The organism is Bosea sp. 124 (assembly GCF_003046175.1).
Classification (GTDB): domain Bacteria; phylum Pseudomonadota; class Alphaproteobacteria; order Rhizobiales; family Beijerinckiaceae; genus Allobosea.
Window position 1 is genome coordinate 987,413 of the sequence record NZ_PZZM01000001.1, and the last position, 14,412, is coordinate 1,001,824.

Sequence of the window (14,412 nt, forward strand, 5' to 3'; positions counted from 1 at the left end):
AGAAGGATTTGCGTCATGTCACATGACCCGGAAGAGAGCCTTGATCGCCGCCACTTTTTGATCGGATCGATTGCAACGGCCGGCGCAACCTCTGCTCTCGCTACCGCCGCTGGAAAGGCGAATGCTCAGAATTCAGCACCAAGCTCTTCCAGATCAACATTGGGAACCGTCTACACTGGCGAGGCGATCCAAGGGAAAAGGGTCGTCAGCGCTCTCGATGTCAACGACTTAGAGCCCGGCAGGAAACATCTGTTTTATTTTCAGGGCGTACAGATGCCGACCGGCCAGCACTGGTACGTGTCCGTGACGGTCGCCAAAGGAGTGAAGCCGGGCAAGCGCGTTGTTCTGGTCAGCGGCGTGCATGGCGACGAGATGAGTTCCATCCATACCGTCCAGAGTGTGATGAACCAGCTTGATCCGGCAGAGATGTCGGGCACGGTGATGGCGGTCACGGACGTCTCCCGGCCAGCTATCGAAGGCATGCAGCGCCGGTGGCCCAACTCGGGCAGAGGCAATGACCTGATCGATATGAACCGAGAATGGCCTGGGAACGAGAACGGCCTCAGCGCACCTAGTCGACACGCTGGCCTACTGTTTAACCGGTTGCTGCGACCAAATGCCGACGCCGCGATCGACTTCCATACCGGCACAACGGGATTTGACGTCACCGCATTTAATATCGGCGGCATGGACGTGCCGGAGGTCAAGGCGATGCTCGAACTCTATCCGGTGGGCCAGATCTTCGACAATCACGTCTATCCTGGCGTTCTGCATAACGCGTTCATGGATGTGGGCATCCCCGCCTTTACGCCGGAGATCGGCGCCGCACGCGTGTTAGACCTCGAGATGATCTCGCTGTTCGTTGAAGGCACGCTGAATGTTCTCAAGCATCACGGCATCCTGGCACGGCCTATGGGACGCACAGGCAAGGATGTCAGCGTTTTCATCGGCAACAGCGCGCTCCCGATCCTCGCGACGCAAGGAGGACTCGTAGAGCATCTGGTCAAGCTGAACGACAAGGTAGAAGCCGGACAGAAAGTCGCCGTTCAGCGCAACAGTTTTGGCGAAGTGGTCGCGGAATATGCGACCACTGTCTCGGGAGAGATAACCGGCCAGCGCAGTGATGCAATGTCCGAACCTGGTAACCCGCTGATGTTCATTCTCTTCCGTAGAGCGGAAAAGGGTGATGTTGAGGCTTATCCCGAGTGAAGCGCTTGGCATGGCGCTGCATGCTGCGCTCGCTCTTGCCGGTAGCAGAGGCCGTCTCAGATGCAACGACAGGTTGTCGTTTGCATTCCCGCGGGCGGACGGGCCAACTTTCCCGGAGGCCGTCTCGGGATGGATTTGCAGATAGCTCGCCTTGCGCCGCGTGATCGGGGGGCTCAACTCGGCGCGGCAGAGGTTCGCATCGATCATCGCCAGTTCGAAACGGCAAGTGGGTTACAAAACCGCTGCACGGTAGAGTACTCCCTTCACACGGGAGTGGTCTTAGGCTTGACCGCTGCGGCTCGGGAGAGATGATGACCGCCAACTCGACCGGGAAGGAGTGAGGTGAACGCCCGGCAGTTCGATGCGTGCATTGGATGGAAGAAAGCCTCAACCCCGATCAAACATCCAGACGCCTACCGGCACGAACGACAGCGCATCCCGCAGAACGAACTCTCCCAAGCCAAGCTCGGGACCGATCAGCGCATCCACCGGTCTTAGTCCAGCCGGCACGATAACGCGCGTATTACCCCACCAATCTGCGTTCGGTACCAGCCCATCGCTTAGAGCCATTCCCTCGGCACAGCAGCGCGCCGCAACAACTAGCAAGGCGGTCTTGCCAAGCTGGCGAAGGAAGCCGATCGCGTGTCCGGCCCTCTCGCCGGTGACCTGTAATGGCTGGTATTTGCCCTTCGCGAATAGGGCCGGCTCGCTCTGACGCAAACGCAAGAGTTTGCTCAGCAAGGCCTGCTTGATCCGACCGTCGCGCCAGTTCTCCACCAACATATCGAGTGAGAGGTGCTGCGCCAGCGCAATCTTGCGGGTAGCGAAATCAACCGGCTGGCGGTTGTCGGGATCGACCAGGCTGAAATCCCAATACTCCGTGCCTTGATAGATATCGGGCACGCCAGGCGCAGTGCAACGAAGAGCAAGCTGCACGAGTCCGTTGAGCGCCCCGGTGCGCTGGATCCGCGCGACGAAGAGAGCAACATCGTGTAACAGCGCCGCGCTCCTCGCCGGATTGAGCGCATCGGCGACGAAGCGCAGGACCGCGTCTTCATAGGCCAAGTTCGGCGCCGCCCAGCCAGACCGCAGCTTGGCCTCGCGCAGGGCCTTCCGACACCAGTCGCCGATGCGGCCGGCGAAATGGTCGAGCCCGGCCGCATCGGCGGGGCCGAGGCAGAGCGGCCAGGCGCCGACGAGCATTTGCTGGAACATATATTCATCCGCCGGATCAAGGATTTCGGGCCGGATCGCATCCGCGAGCCCTCGCCAGCGCCCCGTAGCTGCGATCCAATCCTGCGGCATCTCGCTCAGCACCGCGAGCCGCGCACGCAAATCCTCGCCGCGCTTGTGGTCATGCGTCGCCGTCGCCAGCATCGCCCGCGGTGCCAGCTCGGCGCGCTGGCCCATAAGCTCATGGAACGTATCGGCCTCGATACCGAGCATAGCGGCATTGAAGCCGACATCGTTGCGCGAGAGCAGCCGGCCATAGCGGTAGAACGCCGTATCCTCGACGGCTTTGGCTGCCAGCGGGGCCGCAAGCTGGTTGAAGCGCCGAATCGCCGTGATCCGGGCGGGACGCCGGGCCTCCTCGCCCTCGCCAACGATGACCGAGGCGACGAAGCGCAGCGCCGGCGGGTCGCTCAGGGGGGCCGCCAACGCGGCACGCAGCGCCGCTTGTACGTGCTCGCCCGCCCCCACTCCGTCATCGCGGCCGGTTGCGTAGCTGCGGTAGGCACGAAGCTTCGCGATCAGGCTGGTCGCGGCGCGCCGCAGCGCCGCCCGCGTCAGTCCCTCGCCGTCGCGATGCCCGGCACCGGCCTGCTCCAGCGCGTCGACCAGCCGTTCGCGTTGGCCGTCGAAGCTGTGGGAGAGAATCTCCTGCCGTGCCAGTTCCTCCTCACCATGGAAATCACGCGGCCGCCCGCTCAGTACGGCCCAATGCGCTGAAAGAGCCGCGGACGCGGCGCTCTGGTGTTGGAGGGCTGAGACCTGGTCCATGAAGTCGTAGCCGGTCGAGCCATCGACGTCCCACTCCCGCGGAATGTGCTCGCCCGATGCCAGGATCTTCTCCACGAAGAGCCAGGCCCTGCTCTCCCTAAAACCGGCCGGTCGCTGTCGTTGGAGCGTGTCGAGATGCCGGCGAAGTTCATGGCAATAGCCGGCCGGATCGGAGAGGCCATCGACATGGTCGATGCGCAAGCCGTCTATGAGCCCATCGCGGTAGAGCCTCAGCGCCACCGCATGCTTGGCAGCAAAAGCCTCGGGCTCCTCCATCCGCACAGCCGCGAGTTGGGTTATGTCGAAGAAGCGCCGCCAATTGATCCGGTCTCCTGCATTGCGCCACCAGTCGAGCACGAAGTTCTGCCGCGAGAGCAGCGCGTCGAGCGCTGCCATGTCGCGGAAAGCCTCGATACCCACCGCCGCGATATCCGCCTGGTCCTCCGGTCGGATCGGAAAGACGTGCTCACCATAGACGACGGCATACCCGCCATCTTGGATCGCAAGCGAAAGCGCGCCGGAGTTCAGCACGGCGCGATAGGGCTCGCCCAGGAAGGGGGCATGCACTTTGCCGGCGATGCCGGGATCGGGGCAGTCGAAATCGACGTCGAACCAGCTCGCATAGATGCTGCCACGCCCATGTTTCAACAGGTCGAGCCAGAGCCGGTTATCGGCTCCGCCGACCGCCATGTGGTTCGGCACGATGTCGAGGATGATGCCAATGCCTTGCGACCGCAGCGCCGCTGCCATCACAGTGAAGCCCTCTTCGCCGCCGAGCTCAGGGTTGATCCTGTCGTAGTCAACGACGTCGTAGCCATGCGTCGAACCGGCCCGTGCCGTCAGGATCGGCGAAGCATATACGTGACTAATACCGAGATTAGCGAGATAAGCGGCCAAATCGCGACCGGCGGAGAATGGAAATCGTTTGTGGAATTGAAGACGATACGTTGCTCTGAGACCGGATTTAAACAAGCCGTTTTGAACGGTGGCAGTCATTATTTGTCTACCTTGTTTGGACGCCTCGTCGCGCCAAACTCAAACTTGATAGACAGACGCCGGTTCCACTCGCCACCTCAGCAACACACCATATTTTTAGCATGTCGGAGCTGTTCTTCATCCTATGCAGATTCTTCTGCGCCGGCCCTTTGCGCTTCAGCGCCTCTTGCTGACGCAGGAGGTCGTTCAGGCGCTCCTGCTGTTCTGCGAGCCTTGCTGCGACCCGCTTCTCCAAGGCAGCACCGGACACGCCAGCGCCCTGCTCCGTCAAATCCGCGATATTGCGACGTGCGAGGGCGATCCGATCTTCAAGGTTGTCGATTGCGTCGGGCATTGTCAGGTATCCCGTCCCTCTTAACCACCACGCGCGACGGTGGTCAGCGCGCCGTCGGGTAGAGGACGCTGAAGTGCGCGGGCTTGTTCCCATAGGACCGGCCACGAATATCTGAATCTTCGCCGATTCTGTTACTGTCGCCGACGATGTCGTAGCGCGGATCGCGCCCAACACCGAGGCTGGAGCCTCTTCAACCTTCTGGCGGTAGGATCAACGGCCTGCTAGAATGTTTCCCTTCACGACACGACAACTTTGTCCCAGCTCGTCTGCAGAAGGCGTGAACCGGCTGGCGCTTCTTTCGATGGTCACGCGGCAGGCAAAACCACCGCCCGACCGTGAGATCGCGATGGAGTGTCTGATGTGTATCCCTCTTGGGGTTGTAAATTCACGGACAATCCCGTCGTTGACCCAACGGAATTTCGCTTCACGGCCGTCGCCCTGCCCCTCCGTATCACTGATGCTCTCACTCTGCCTTTCGAAATCGGGCCGTGAACTCCGCCGATGACTACGATGAAAAATCCGCCCCTTGGTCGAGAAATAAACCTGCTCGCGCCAGACCAACCGGAAGCCTCCAGCTCGCCCCGTCATCACCTCCTCTTTGTATTCGGCCGAGATTGAGTGACCCTCAAGCCCTGCGAATGTGCTGGTTTGAGACCAGGCTGCTCCAGAAGCCAGAAGCGTAGCCGCGCAGATCATAAAAAGGCTGGTCCGCATGGAGCTATCCTAAGCTGAGGTTTCCTGCGCCGGCGCTCGACCGGCGCCGGCTCGGCCGGGAGCATGTCGCCCTTGCCGCCATCGATCAAGGTCACGCCGTCGTGGACGGCGGCAGATCAGGCGGGCGGCCAGAGTTGAGATCGGGGAGATAGGCCCCGCAGCGCATGCCGTATTTTTGCGGCTTCCGCGCCGGGCTCAGCGGGTCCCAGGGACAGCCCGAGACGAAGATGCGAAGCAGGCCACCGATCAGCGCGCCGGGCCCGTACTTGCGCTCCAGAACCGCCAGCCGTGCATCGCCGCCGCGTTCGCAGACATGGCAGCGAAACCTGACCACGACATAGGGATACTCGCGCATCGACGTGTTTTCGTTCGGCTTCGACGGCCCGGCTGGTGACATGGTCTCGGCTCTCGGATATGAGAACAAAATAAGAACAAACCGGATCGGGAGTCAAGCCATGACCGCCATCGAGACCTACTTCATCCAGCCCTTCCGAACACAACGCAAGCGCCTGGTGCTGGGACCGCCCGTGCTGGCGAAGACGAAGCATCACGCCCTGCGCGACGGCGAGCGCATGGGTCTGACGGCCGAGGGATTGGCCGTCATCCATGTTACCGCGGACGACGAGACCGGCGAGGTCAGCGCGTTCGATGTCCTCGCCCGGCACGGCCTGATCCCAGAGGAATTCGAAGAGCAGATTCGCGCGCTGTGAAACGGAATCCCCGGCGCGCCTACAACGCGGACGGGTCGAAAATCCGACCGGCAATGGTCGGCGGCGAGCGCGCCAACGGCCATCGACGGGCCGAAATCTGGTGCAACGAGTGCCTTCGGCACGGCGAGGTCAGCACCGATGATTTGCCTGTCCCCGACGTCTGCCTGCGCTATTACTGCTCTCGCTGCGGCAGCAAGAACCTTCAATCGCGACGAAGCATCGAGGAATTCTATGAGCGGCTTGAGGAGCGAACCGGGATGAGCCACGGCAACGGCAAGCCGATACACGGAGGAACCGGGACGCGTCGCGACGGTTGATCCGGCCGGAGGACGACACAATGATTATCACCACGGTGGACGAATACGAGGCAGCAACTCATCGCGCTCGCCAGCTCGCGGATCATCCGGAGGGAACTCCCGAATCGACAGAGCTGGCGGAGATCATTGCCGCGATCACGATCTGGGACGCGCCCCATGATGACGCGAGTGCCTGGAACGACTGATTCATGCCGCGCATGACGATTGACAGCGATGAGCAGCTTCAATCCATTCTAAGGCGCATCGCCGAACTTGCTGGTGCGTCGAAGGGTCGACTGAAGAGCGCGAACTGGTTCAGCTTATTCTGGCTGTCGAGGCATGGGAAACGAGGCAAGGGCGTGACTGAGAAATCAGATGATGCGGATCGGGCTCCCCTGGACGTTCTGGCGCTTGACATTGTCAGTATTTCGGTAAGCCCTGATGGAAGGCAGGTTGCCAACATACTGCTTCAACTAGACAACGCGAACATTTGCGGGTTCTTCTGCCGCCTGGATCACTGGCCAAGCTGGAAGGCATGTCAGCTCAGGCGGCCATCGAACAGGCCAAGCAACAGCCCCGGCAATAGCTCACTCGATCTCGTAGATCTCGCCAACATCGGAGTCGTCTCTCACGCCCTTGAACGACGCATGGCGCAGCCTGCCGTCATCCGTCCAGGCGCGAAAGGCAATCGGCTGGTGACAGCCGTCGCAGCGTGGGCTGGCAAAGTCGCACATGGCGCGTGCCGCCATCGAATGTTTACCTGACGCGCAGAGAATGGCTGACCTCCAATCGAGATCTGTCATGCTTTTGCTCCGTCTCATCGGCTTCCTCGCGAGCTTTCTCGGCCTCTTATCGGTCTCGATCGCCCAGCCCAGCGGCCCTGTCCCGGTCGCGTCCGGCGTAACTTACGAATTGATTGCGCGCTGGGATGCCGACAAGCTCAACCGCATTCTATCGACGGACACGCCGGCATTCTTCGGCATTCCCGTCAGCTACACCCCCGCGCGCAATGCGGTGAAGCTCTATCGTGTGACCTATTCCTCGGTCGTTCCTGAACGCGGCAACCGGCCGATCGCGACAAGTGGGCTGGTCGCCGTGCCCGACACGGCCGAGACCGACTTCCCGCTGGTCTCCTACCAGCACGGCACAGTTTACGGGAAGGAGCAGGTGCCTTCCTTCCCCGACCAGTCGGCCGAGACGCAGCTGATGGTCGCCCAGTTCGCAGGCCAGGGCTATGTGCTGATCGGGGCTGATTATTTCGGCATGGGCGCCTCAAAGGAGCCCGAAGGCTATCTCGTCAAGGCCAGCCACCAGCAGGCCACGGCCGACATGGTCGTCGCTGGCCGCGCCGTGCTCGCCGACCTGAAGCTCAAGGACACCAAACTCTTCCTCGCCGGTTGGTCACAGGGCGGCTACGTCACCATGGCAATGCTGGAAAAGCTTGAGGCCGACGGTGTTCCAGTCAAAGCGGCGGTGACCGCCAGTGCGCCGAGCGACGCCTTCGCCGCCTTCTATGGCTTCCTCGGGTTTCCGCGGAAAATCGACGCTGCCTGGATACCGACGATCTTCATCCTCGCCGCATTCTCCTATGAGAACTATTACGGCGTGCCCGGGCTGGCCAAGGCGCTCCTGACCGAGGACACCTACGAGAATGCGCGCAAGGCCTATCTGCGCGAACAATTCGACGCTGCTGCGATTCCCACCGATCTGCGAAAGCTGATCAAGCCGGATTATTTCGACGCGCGCTTCTTCACCGAATCCGCTTTCGGCAAGCTGTTCGCCAAGAACCACGCCTATCGCTGGGTCGTAACGACGCCCGTCCGCAACTATTACGGCCTCACAGACGAAGCTATCCGCATCGAGATCGGCCGCCTGCCGATGACCTGGCAGCAGGCCCTCGGCAATGTAGGTAAGGTTGAGGCCGTGCCGACGGGCGACACCAGCCATCGCGGCACCTTTGCGGCTGCCGTGCCGCAATGGAAGAGCTGGTTTGACGCGCAGTGAATCGCGGTCCGCGGGGCCAACTCGCAGAACCAGACGTGCACACATTAGCGCGACATTAGCGCGACTCCAACTCGGGCGACGGACCGGCCGCCGGCTACGGTAGGAAGTCAACTTCCTGTCATGGGCATCATCGGCTTCATCAGCAGCCGGATCCGATGGGGGCATCTTGAAAGCCTGTGTTTCGACAAGCGGGATCTTCAGCCAAGGCCCGGATGCCTCAAGTCCATGCGCTTCGGCACCCTCGATCACGGCCGTGACCATCGCGTCGGCTTCTTCCGCGATCATATCGATGCTGGCGTTGACCTTCGCCGCATCCTGCTCGTCGGGATGATCGTTCTGAATCGACGATAGCTCCACGACCTGCGCGGCGAACCGCGCCGCCATCTCGGCAATCGGTTCGGGCTTGCTGTTGCGGCCATGCCCGATGTCGCGCACGCGGTCGATCGGATATTCAATGGCCGTGGGCAAGCCGGCGCGAGCTAACCGTGAGACAAGCTGCGCATTTTCATAGGCCAGCCGAAAGATCATCCGCTCCGCGTCGGTTGCGGCCGGTTCAAGGTCGAGAAGGCCCTGGCGGGCGTCCTGGGGGCGATCCTGCGGGCCCTTGATGGTTTCGGCCGGCTGGCTGGAGCGCAGCATTCGCTGATCAGATATCACGCAACTCCGACTGGATTTGGAGTCGCAACGGCCGCCTCGGCAAATCGTTCCGGCCGGGCCGCCAGTACCGAGAACAGGACACATGGCACCATCTTGACGATGAAACATCGCGCGCCAAATTACGTGTCGGCCGCGTTTGGTCGCGGTCCTGAACCCATGTTGCTTCTAGGAGGATATGGCTTTGGCATACTCATCCGATCAATACGAACGTCCCGTTGTCATCCTGAATCGCTTCGGCGTCCCAACCGCGGTCTCGTCGGCGATGGAAGCTTATATGTTCCTCACCGACTGGCCGATCTCGCGTCGTGATGCGGCGCATGCGATTGTTATGAAAGGCTGCCTGGCAGCGCTACGGGACGAGGTCGAGATTGATACCGCTCGTGGGCTCTTTGCCTCATGGGCAGAGCTGCACGATATCCTCGCGCCGGATGTCGCGGCGTTCGTGACGAGCCAGCGCGGCTCATCGCACGGCGCTCGGTAACGAAAAGGCTCGGCGCACGCGTCAACGCGCCGAGCCTTGTAACCGTCGTCGCCCTGTCTGCGAACGGTCGCTACTGCGAGCGCAAGGCGGCCTCTGTCGGCAGGATCAAGCAACACCGGGCGAAACGCAACGGCGCAACTGGTTGCGAGCGTTGGGCGCTCGCGTGTCTGATCAGCCACTCACGCAACCTGCAGCCCCGGCTTGCGCCGCTCATTCCTTGGCCGGGCGTCCCGGATCAATTGGACTCGATGCACTCGACGGCGCGTTTTCGCCGGACGTAGCGGGAGGCGCTTTAGCCGGCGATGATCCGGCGGGCTGCTTTGTCGACGGGGCGCCCGACCCTGGTCGAGGCTGACTATCACTCGCTCGACGCGGCTGACCCACGGTATCGTCCTTTTTAGTGGTCGTTGGCTGGTCTCGTCTGCAGACCATCCGACCCGGAGCTGCCGTTACATCCGCGGCGAGCATCCTAGTCGGCTGTCGAAACACGCGGCAATGCCGGTCTTTGGGAGGGATATGGCACGCCGCATGGCGCCCGATAATTGGCGCATTATCCCAACGGCATCAGCACTGCTTGGTTCCCGCAAAGTCACTCCAGCACGGCGGCGAGTTTTTCAAATCGGATGCGGGCAACGTCACGCCGCGTATCGCTTTCTTTTTGCATCGCCGAACGAATCGAACGGCGAGCAGCCGACGCTGCTTCCAAAACGGCCGCGCTTGCGGGGGCGCGCTGGACCGCCTCTGCCACATCCATCATCGCGGGCAAGTCGGAAGCTGCAAGGGCTCGGGCTTCGAGTTTCTGATCTGACATGCGGGGAAACGTTCGCCTTTCGGGCCTGTTGCGGGCACGAACCTAAGTGACGTGAACGGCCGTCCGCTGCCTGAAATGATGCAGAACGTTTTCTCGCAGGTCGTCTTCATCGAGGGCGAGCGGCGCCAAATCGGCGACCAGATATGCGAGATCGAGGCGTGCATTCTCGCGTTGCGCCTCGGGTACGCTATTCTTGATTTCGCGCCAGGCAGCTTCCAACGCCGCATAAGCACGCGCCAGGTCTGACGGGTCTCTCAACGACGAAAATGGCATCATCTTCCTCCCCTACTACGGCAGACGGAGAACCAGATAGTTTTACCGGATCGGTTCGCAAGACCCCATAATGTCCGCCGTCAGCGCTTTTGAGACAGTTTAGGGGTTTTCGGGAAGGGAGGATTTCTGGATCATCGCAGCCATTCAGGAGTGCAGATGAGACAGAAATCGGGGCCGGAGAAAGCACCGGCAGAGCAGGTCTTGAATAGCCCCTAGCTTCGTGGACGCCATCTTCCCTAATTTTGAGGCAAGGAGGCGACGATGGCGACTGGCAGTTTCAGTGAGGATTTCAAGCGCGATGCGGTGGCGCAGATCACCGAGCGGGGTTACCCGGTCGCCGAGGTCTCGCAGCGCCTTGGCGTGAACCCGCACTCGCTTTATGCGTGGAAGAAGAAGTTCGCGAAGCCTTCGGGCTCGGGCGAGGCGGATCAGGCCGGGGAGATCCGGCGGTTGAAGAAGGAGCTGGCTCGCGTCACCGAGGAGCGCGACATCCCAAAAAAAGCCACCGCGTATTTCGCCAGGGATGCAAAGTGAGATAAGCGTTCGTCGCCGAGCATCGTCCGTTGTTCTCGATCCGGGCGATGTGTCGCTGCCTGCGCATCCAAGTCAGCGGCTTCTATGCCTGGCTCAAGGCCCCCTTGAGCCAACGGGCGCGATAAGATGCGCGTCAGACCGAACTTCTGCGGAAAGCCTGGACGGACAGCGACAGGGTCTACGGCTATCGCTAGCTGCATGATGATCTTCTGGATCAGGGAGAGACGAGCTGCCCGAACCGGGTCGCTCGCCTTTCAAGGCTTGCCGGCATCAAGGCCTAGATTGGCTACAAACGCCGGCCAGGCAGCCATGGCGGCAAACCGTCTGTCGTGGTCGATAATACGCTGGCCCGGCAGTTCGATGTCGCCGCGCCGGACAAGGCGTGGGTGACCGATATCACCTATATCGGACCAGGGAGGGCTTTGCCTATCTGACCGTCGTGATCGACCTGTTCTCACGGCGCGTCATCGGCTGGTCGCTGCAGAGCCGCCAGACGACCGACGTCGTGTTGCAGGCGCTGCTCATGGCGGTCTGGCGAAGGAAGCCACAGGCCAGGGTCCTGGTTCACTCCGATCAGGGCTCGCAATTCACGAGCATGGACTGGGCTGCGTTCCTCAGGCACCACAATCTTGAGCACTCGATGAGCCGGCGTGGAAACTGCCGCGACAATGCCGTCGCGGAGAGCTTCTTCAATCTGCTCAAGCGCGAACGGATACGCCGGAAAACCTACAGAACCCGTGATGAAGCACGACAGGACGTGTTCGAATATATCGAGATGTTCTACAACCCGAAGCGCAAGCACGTCCGAAACGGGATGCTGTCGCCCGTCGAGTTCGAACGGCAGCAGAAAATCTGAACCGAGGGCGTCTACGAAACCCGGGGCTATTCATCCCGAGCGGAATCAAGAGCTTTTTGGTAGGTCGATAGGCGGAACGGAAAGGAGCGCGGGAAGTTGGCCATGTAGGCTGCGACGGAGGGGCGACCGATGGGCCAAATCCTGACCGTCTGCCGCATCGAACGAGACTGGGCCGTTCGAGATGTAACGGGCAACCTGAATGGCAGAACGACCGATCTCGCGGAGGCGAGGAGGACCGCCGAGCGAATGTCCAAGCGGTGGGGAGCAGTCGTCTCTCTCAGTGACGAAGCGCTTGCGCAGCTCGTACTCCGCAAGCCCTGACTGACTGCCCGTGGGAGACCGTGGAACATCGGCGCCCGCCATGACTATCTCGGCTTTTTCCAGCCCCCCATGAGCGCGAGCGTCGCCGCATAGATGACCTCGCGCTGGGCGTTGCGAACACTGATTCCAAATGTACGATGGTCGCTATGAGCAATTCTATCGCGGGCCACGTCCGGAAGGGTGTCCAAGCCAGCCCAGGGGGCGGCCTCGTCGTCGGGTAGCTCCCGGCCCACATGGTCAACGCGCGGATCGGCGCCGTTGTCGGTGTCGAAAAAATATAGGGGCATGGCTGCCCTCCGACCCGCGCGTCCGAGACGGACGTGCAACTGACCGCGCGCAGGTTCGAGCAGATGTTTCAAGTGGTGGCGCTCACCACGGCCGCCAGCCGCCCAGCCATGACCAAGTGAAGATCGCGAAGGCCAGCATGCCGCCCGCGGCGGTGAGCAGCGCGCGATAGTCAGGCGGATCGTGTTCGGGATCGTCCATTGTCAGCGCTTGCCAAGCACCGCGGCTCGATCATCTTCCGTCGGGGGGCGAGGCCTCATCTTTCTTCACGCCCCGCGCGACCTCGACCAGCGCGCCGTCCTGTAAGGGCCGCTGCAGCGCCTTCGCTTGCTCCCATGGCGCCCCGTCATCCAAAAGTTTCGCACGCCCGCGCGCACGCGTGCTTTCTGAGCGTCCCTCCGGCGCCCGGTTGTGCATGCCGTTCAACTTGAGTGGATGTTGCCCCGGACAATCCGGCAGCTTTCCCGGATCTGATGCGTTTGGACGCCCGCCCCGAAGCGCTCGATCAAAGCACGGCAAGTAAAGCCGGATCTAGTTCGGTTGATGAAGATCGCGTATCGAATCCTGGTCCTGCTGTAGAACCATTCTCGAACGATCCCGCCATCTGCCCATCGAAATTTGCCTGTAGCATTGACATCGGCGCCGACCGCTTCCGAGACCGTCTCCTTGTTGTAATCGCTCGTGCGGACTGCGCTCTGCTGCCTGCTCGTATGAAACAATCGCCCCTTCGTGGATATGTAGATTTTATCCTTCCAGACATACGGGACTGATGCTGTTCCGTTCAGCGATAGGCCTTCGATATACTCGATCGAGATCGAATGCCCCTCAAGGTCGACAGGGTTTAAAGCCTGCGCCGAAGCGGCCGTCGTCATGGAAACGATGACCACTAGACCCACGGCGGCGGCGCTTGATGTCATGGCTCGCTCCCATCCTTCTTCCCGCCCCGCGCAACGATCGTCAGCGAACCGTCCGGTAGCGGCCGCTGCAGCGCCTTCGCCTGATCCCATGGCGCCGTCAGTCAGCCAGACCTCGATCTCATCCGGCTCGGTGAGGATCACCGGCATCGCTTTGGGATGAATGGCGCCGACCTCGCGGTTCGGCTCGGTCGTCAGGAAGGCAAAAAGCTCGGTGGTTTCTATCCCGGTCTTGATCTTGCGAACACCGGTCCATTGCGGTGTCCAGATGCCGGCGAAGAATGCCAGTGGCCGATCCAGCGCGAGCGCGAACCACACATCCTGCTTCGCGCCGTGGTCGAACTCAGAAAACGAGGTCAGCGGCACGACGCTCCGGCTCCCTATGCCGAGCCATGGCCTCCAATGAGATGACGACGTGTTCCGGACGTTAGTCGTGCCACCATCCGGCTCCATCCTGAGCAACTCGTCGAAATCGACCGGCTTGCCCTTGGCTTCAAGCTTGCCGGCCCTGACCTTTGCCCTCTCGAAGATTGCCCGTCTGGACGAGGGCATGCCCCATCGCACCATGGCGAGTTCGCGGACACCATCCGGCGCGTTGCGGACGATCGGCGCCGGGTAGTCCGGGAAGATACCCGGCAGCGGAGGCAGATTGCCCGTTGTGTCCCGCATCGCCCGCGCCATCGCGACAATGGCCGCCTGGCCCTTGGTCAGGCTGTAGAGATTACACATCGGAGGTAAGCCTAACCGTTATGATGAATTCCGGGATGTAATTGATCGGCCCTCTGGCGTTGATACAAGCAAAGGATGCTCAGTCTATCCTCCCGGATACTTGCCAGAAAACGGGCATGGCAGCGCTCAGTATCGCTATCCGCCAGCATGCTGATGCGTGACCACGGTCAGGGTGCATACTTTGCCGCGAAAAGACTGAGCCGCCAAGCTTGCGCCACGGACAACGAAAAGGCCTCCCGCTTCTGGACGGCGGTTGAGCGTGAAATCCAAGGCAGGACCACGCCAGA

General features: G+C 61.5%; 15 protein-coding genes and 2 pseudogenes. 7 read left to right on the forward strand and 10 right to left on the reverse strand.

All coding sequences use genetic code 11. The features are described 5' to 3' along the window. Positions 1-15: 15 nt before the first annotated feature. Positions 16-1,209 (forward strand): M14 family metallopeptidase, encoded by a 1,194-nt coding sequence (locus C8D03_RS04675; RefSeq protein WP_108045222.1) that lies wholly within the window; start codon positions 16-18, stop codon positions 1,207-1,209. A 387-nt stretch (positions 1,210-1,596) separates the two neighbouring features. On the opposite strand, the gene treY is transcribed toward C8D03_RS04675, so the two are convergent. From treY to C8D03_RS04690, 4 genes are all read right to left on the reverse strand, one after another. After that, on the reverse strand, positions 1,597-4,206 hold the full coding sequence (treY, locus tag C8D03_RS04680) for a malto-oligosyltrehalose synthase (RefSeq protein WP_108045223.1): 2,610 nt from the start codon (positions 4,204-4,206) through the stop codon (positions 1,597-1,599). A 7-nt stretch (positions 4,207-4,213) separates the two neighbouring features. Continuing rightward, positions 4,214-4,540: a hypothetical protein gene (locus C8D03_RS04685; RefSeq protein WP_108045224.1), complete on the reverse strand. Its 327-nt coding sequence runs from the start codon at positions 4,538-4,540 to the stop codon at positions 4,214-4,216. A gap of 210 nt (positions 4,541-4,750) precedes the next feature. Next, positions 4,751-5,254 carry a hypothetical protein gene (locus tag C8D03_RS26005; protein ID WP_146170084.1) on the reverse strand — a complete coding sequence of 168 codons (504 nt, stop codon included), beginning with the start codon at positions 5,252-5,254 and terminating at the stop codon, positions 4,751-4,753. Positions 5,255-5,345: 91 nt separating this feature from the next. Then, entirely contained in the window at positions 5,346-5,609 is a 264-nt protein-coding gene (locus C8D03_RS04690; protein ID WP_146170085.1) for a hypothetical protein, read from the reverse strand. Between the two features lie 100 nt (positions 5,610-5,709). On the opposite strand from C8D03_RS04690, the gene C8D03_RS04695 reads away from it, so the two are divergent. Continuing rightward, positions 5,710-5,964, forward strand: coding sequence for a hypothetical protein (locus tag C8D03_RS04695; RefSeq protein ID WP_108045226.1), 255 nt, complete (start codon positions 5,710-5,712; stop codon positions 5,962-5,964). A 337-nt stretch (positions 5,965-6,301) separates the two neighbouring features. Further along, entirely contained in the window at positions 6,302-6,466 is a 165-nt protein-coding gene (locus tag C8D03_RS26375) for a hypothetical protein (RefSeq protein ID WP_181300668.1), read from the forward strand. 381 nt (positions 6,467-6,847) lie between these two features. Here the strand turns inward: C8D03_RS26375 and C8D03_RS26010 are convergent, their stop codons facing one another. Next, positions 6,848-7,063, reverse strand: a complete 216-nt coding sequence (locus C8D03_RS26010) for a hypothetical protein (RefSeq protein WP_146170086.1) — start codon at positions 7,061-7,063, stop codon at positions 6,848-6,850. On the opposite strand from C8D03_RS26010, the gene C8D03_RS04710 reads away from it, so the two are divergent. The 3 genes from C8D03_RS04710 to C8D03_RS04720 all read left to right on the forward strand — a co-directional run bounded on the left by C8D03_RS04710 (position 7,062) and on the right by C8D03_RS04720 (position 9,402). Next, positions 7,062-8,264, forward strand: coding sequence for an alpha/beta hydrolase family protein (locus tag C8D03_RS04710; RefSeq protein ID WP_108045229.1), 1,203 nt, complete (start codon positions 7,062-7,064; stop codon positions 8,262-8,264). The genes C8D03_RS26010 and C8D03_RS04710 overlap by 2 nt on opposite strands. A gap of 120 nt (positions 8,265-8,384) precedes the next feature. Then, positions 8,385-8,615 carry a hypothetical protein gene (locus tag C8D03_RS04715; protein WP_108045230.1) on the forward strand — a complete coding sequence of 77 codons (231 nt, stop codon included), beginning with the start codon at positions 8,385-8,387 and terminating at the stop codon, positions 8,613-8,615. Positions 8,616-9,096: 481 nt separating this feature from the next. Continuing rightward, positions 9,097-9,402 carry a DUF982 domain-containing protein gene (locus C8D03_RS04720; RefSeq protein WP_108045231.1) on the forward strand — a complete coding sequence of 102 codons (306 nt, stop codon included), beginning with the start codon at positions 9,097-9,099 and terminating at the stop codon, positions 9,400-9,402. Positions 9,403-9,991: 589 nt separating this feature from the next. Here C8D03_RS04720 and C8D03_RS26015 read toward each other — a convergent pair. Together C8D03_RS26015 and C8D03_RS26020 are read right to left on the reverse strand one after the other, a co-directional pair. Continuing rightward, the gene (locus C8D03_RS26015) at positions 9,992-10,213 is read right to left on the reverse strand and encodes a hypothetical protein (protein ID WP_146170087.1); all 222 of its coding nucleotides are present in this window, start codon (positions 10,211-10,213) and stop codon (positions 9,992-9,994) included. A 42-nt stretch (positions 10,214-10,255) separates the two neighbouring features. Continuing rightward, positions 10,256-10,489 carry a hypothetical protein gene (locus C8D03_RS26020; protein ID WP_146170088.1) on the reverse strand — a complete coding sequence of 78 codons (234 nt, stop codon included), beginning with the start codon at positions 10,487-10,489 and terminating at the stop codon, positions 10,256-10,258. Positions 10,490-10,747: 258 nt separating this feature from the next. Here C8D03_RS26020 and C8D03_RS04730 point away from each other — a divergent pair. Beyond that, positions 10,748-11,876 (forward strand): annotated as a pseudogene (locus C8D03_RS04730) (IS3 family transposase). A 365-nt stretch (positions 11,877-12,241) separates the two neighbouring features. On the opposite strand, the gene C8D03_RS27085 reads toward C8D03_RS04730, so the two are convergent. The 3 genes and pseudogenes from C8D03_RS27085 to C8D03_RS04755 form a co-directional block, all read right to left on the reverse strand. Beyond that, positions 12,242-12,484 (reverse strand): DUF6894 family protein, encoded by a 243-nt coding sequence (locus C8D03_RS27085; RefSeq protein WP_465246426.1) that lies wholly within the window; start codon positions 12,482-12,484, stop codon positions 12,242-12,244. A gap of 420 nt (positions 12,485-12,904) precedes the next feature. Continuing rightward, positions 12,905-13,399, reverse strand: a complete 495-nt coding sequence (locus tag C8D03_RS04750) for a hypothetical protein (protein WP_108045235.1) — start codon at positions 13,397-13,399, stop codon at positions 12,905-12,907. After that, positions 13,396-14,125, reverse strand: a pseudogene (locus C8D03_RS04755) (SOS response-associated peptidase). Before C8D03_RS04755 ends, C8D03_RS04750 begins: the two are co-directional and overlap by 4 nt. Between the last annotated feature and the right edge of the window lie 287 nt (positions 14,126-14,412).

Excerpts from the sequence above, each read along its gene's own strand:
- C8D03_RS04675 (WP_108045222.1), top strand. The coding sequence starts at position 16 with ATGTCACATGACCCGGAAGAGAGCCTTGATCGCCGCCACTTTTTGATC.
- treY (WP_108045223.1), bottom strand. The coding sequence starts at position 4,206 with ATGACTGCCACCGTTCAAAACGGCTTGTTTAAATCCGGTCTCAGAGCA.
- C8D03_RS04685 (WP_108045224.1), bottom strand. The coding sequence starts at position 4,540 with ATGCCCGACGCAATCGACAACCTTGAAGATCGGATCGCCCTCGCACGT.
- C8D03_RS26005 (WP_146170084.1), bottom strand. The coding sequence starts at position 5,254 with ATGCGGACCAGCCTTTTTATGATCTGCGCGGCTACGCTTCTGGCTTCT.
- C8D03_RS04690 (WP_146170085.1), bottom strand. The coding sequence starts at position 5,609 with ATGCGCGAGTATCCCTATGTCGTGGTCAGGTTTCGCTGCCATGTCTGC.
- C8D03_RS04695 (WP_108045226.1), top strand. The coding sequence starts at position 5,710 with ATGACCGCCATCGAGACCTACTTCATCCAGCCCTTCCGAACACAACGC.
- C8D03_RS26375 (WP_181300668.1), top strand. The coding sequence starts at position 6,302 with ATGATTATCACCACGGTGGACGAATACGAGGCAGCAACTCATCGCGCT.
- C8D03_RS04710 (WP_108045229.1), top strand. The coding sequence starts at position 7,062 with ATGCTTTTGCTCCGTCTCATCGGCTTCCTCGCGAGCTTTCTCGGCCTC.
- C8D03_RS26010 (WP_146170086.1), bottom strand. The coding sequence starts at position 7,063 with ATGACAGATCTCGATTGGAGGTCAGCCATTCTCTGCGCGTCAGGTAAA.
- C8D03_RS04715 (WP_108045230.1), top strand. The coding sequence starts at position 8,385 with ATGGGCATCATCGGCTTCATCAGCAGCCGGATCCGATGGGGGCATCTT.
- C8D03_RS04720 (WP_108045231.1), top strand. The coding sequence starts at position 9,097 with ATGGCTTTGGCATACTCATCCGATCAATACGAACGTCCCGTTGTCATC.
- C8D03_RS26015 (WP_146170087.1), bottom strand. The coding sequence starts at position 10,213 with ATGTCAGATCAGAAACTCGAAGCCCGAGCCCTTGCAGCTTCCGACTTG.
- C8D03_RS26020 (WP_146170088.1), bottom strand. The coding sequence starts at position 10,489 with ATGATGCCATTTTCGTCGTTGAGAGACCCGTCAGACCTGGCGCGTGCT.
- C8D03_RS27085 (WP_465246426.1), bottom strand. The coding sequence starts at position 12,484 with ATGCCCCTATATTTTTTCGACACCGACAACGGCGCCGATCCGCGCGTT.
- C8D03_RS04750 (WP_108045235.1), bottom strand. The coding sequence starts at position 13,399 with ATGACATCAAGCGCCGCCGCCGTGGGTCTAGTGGTCATCGTTTCCATG.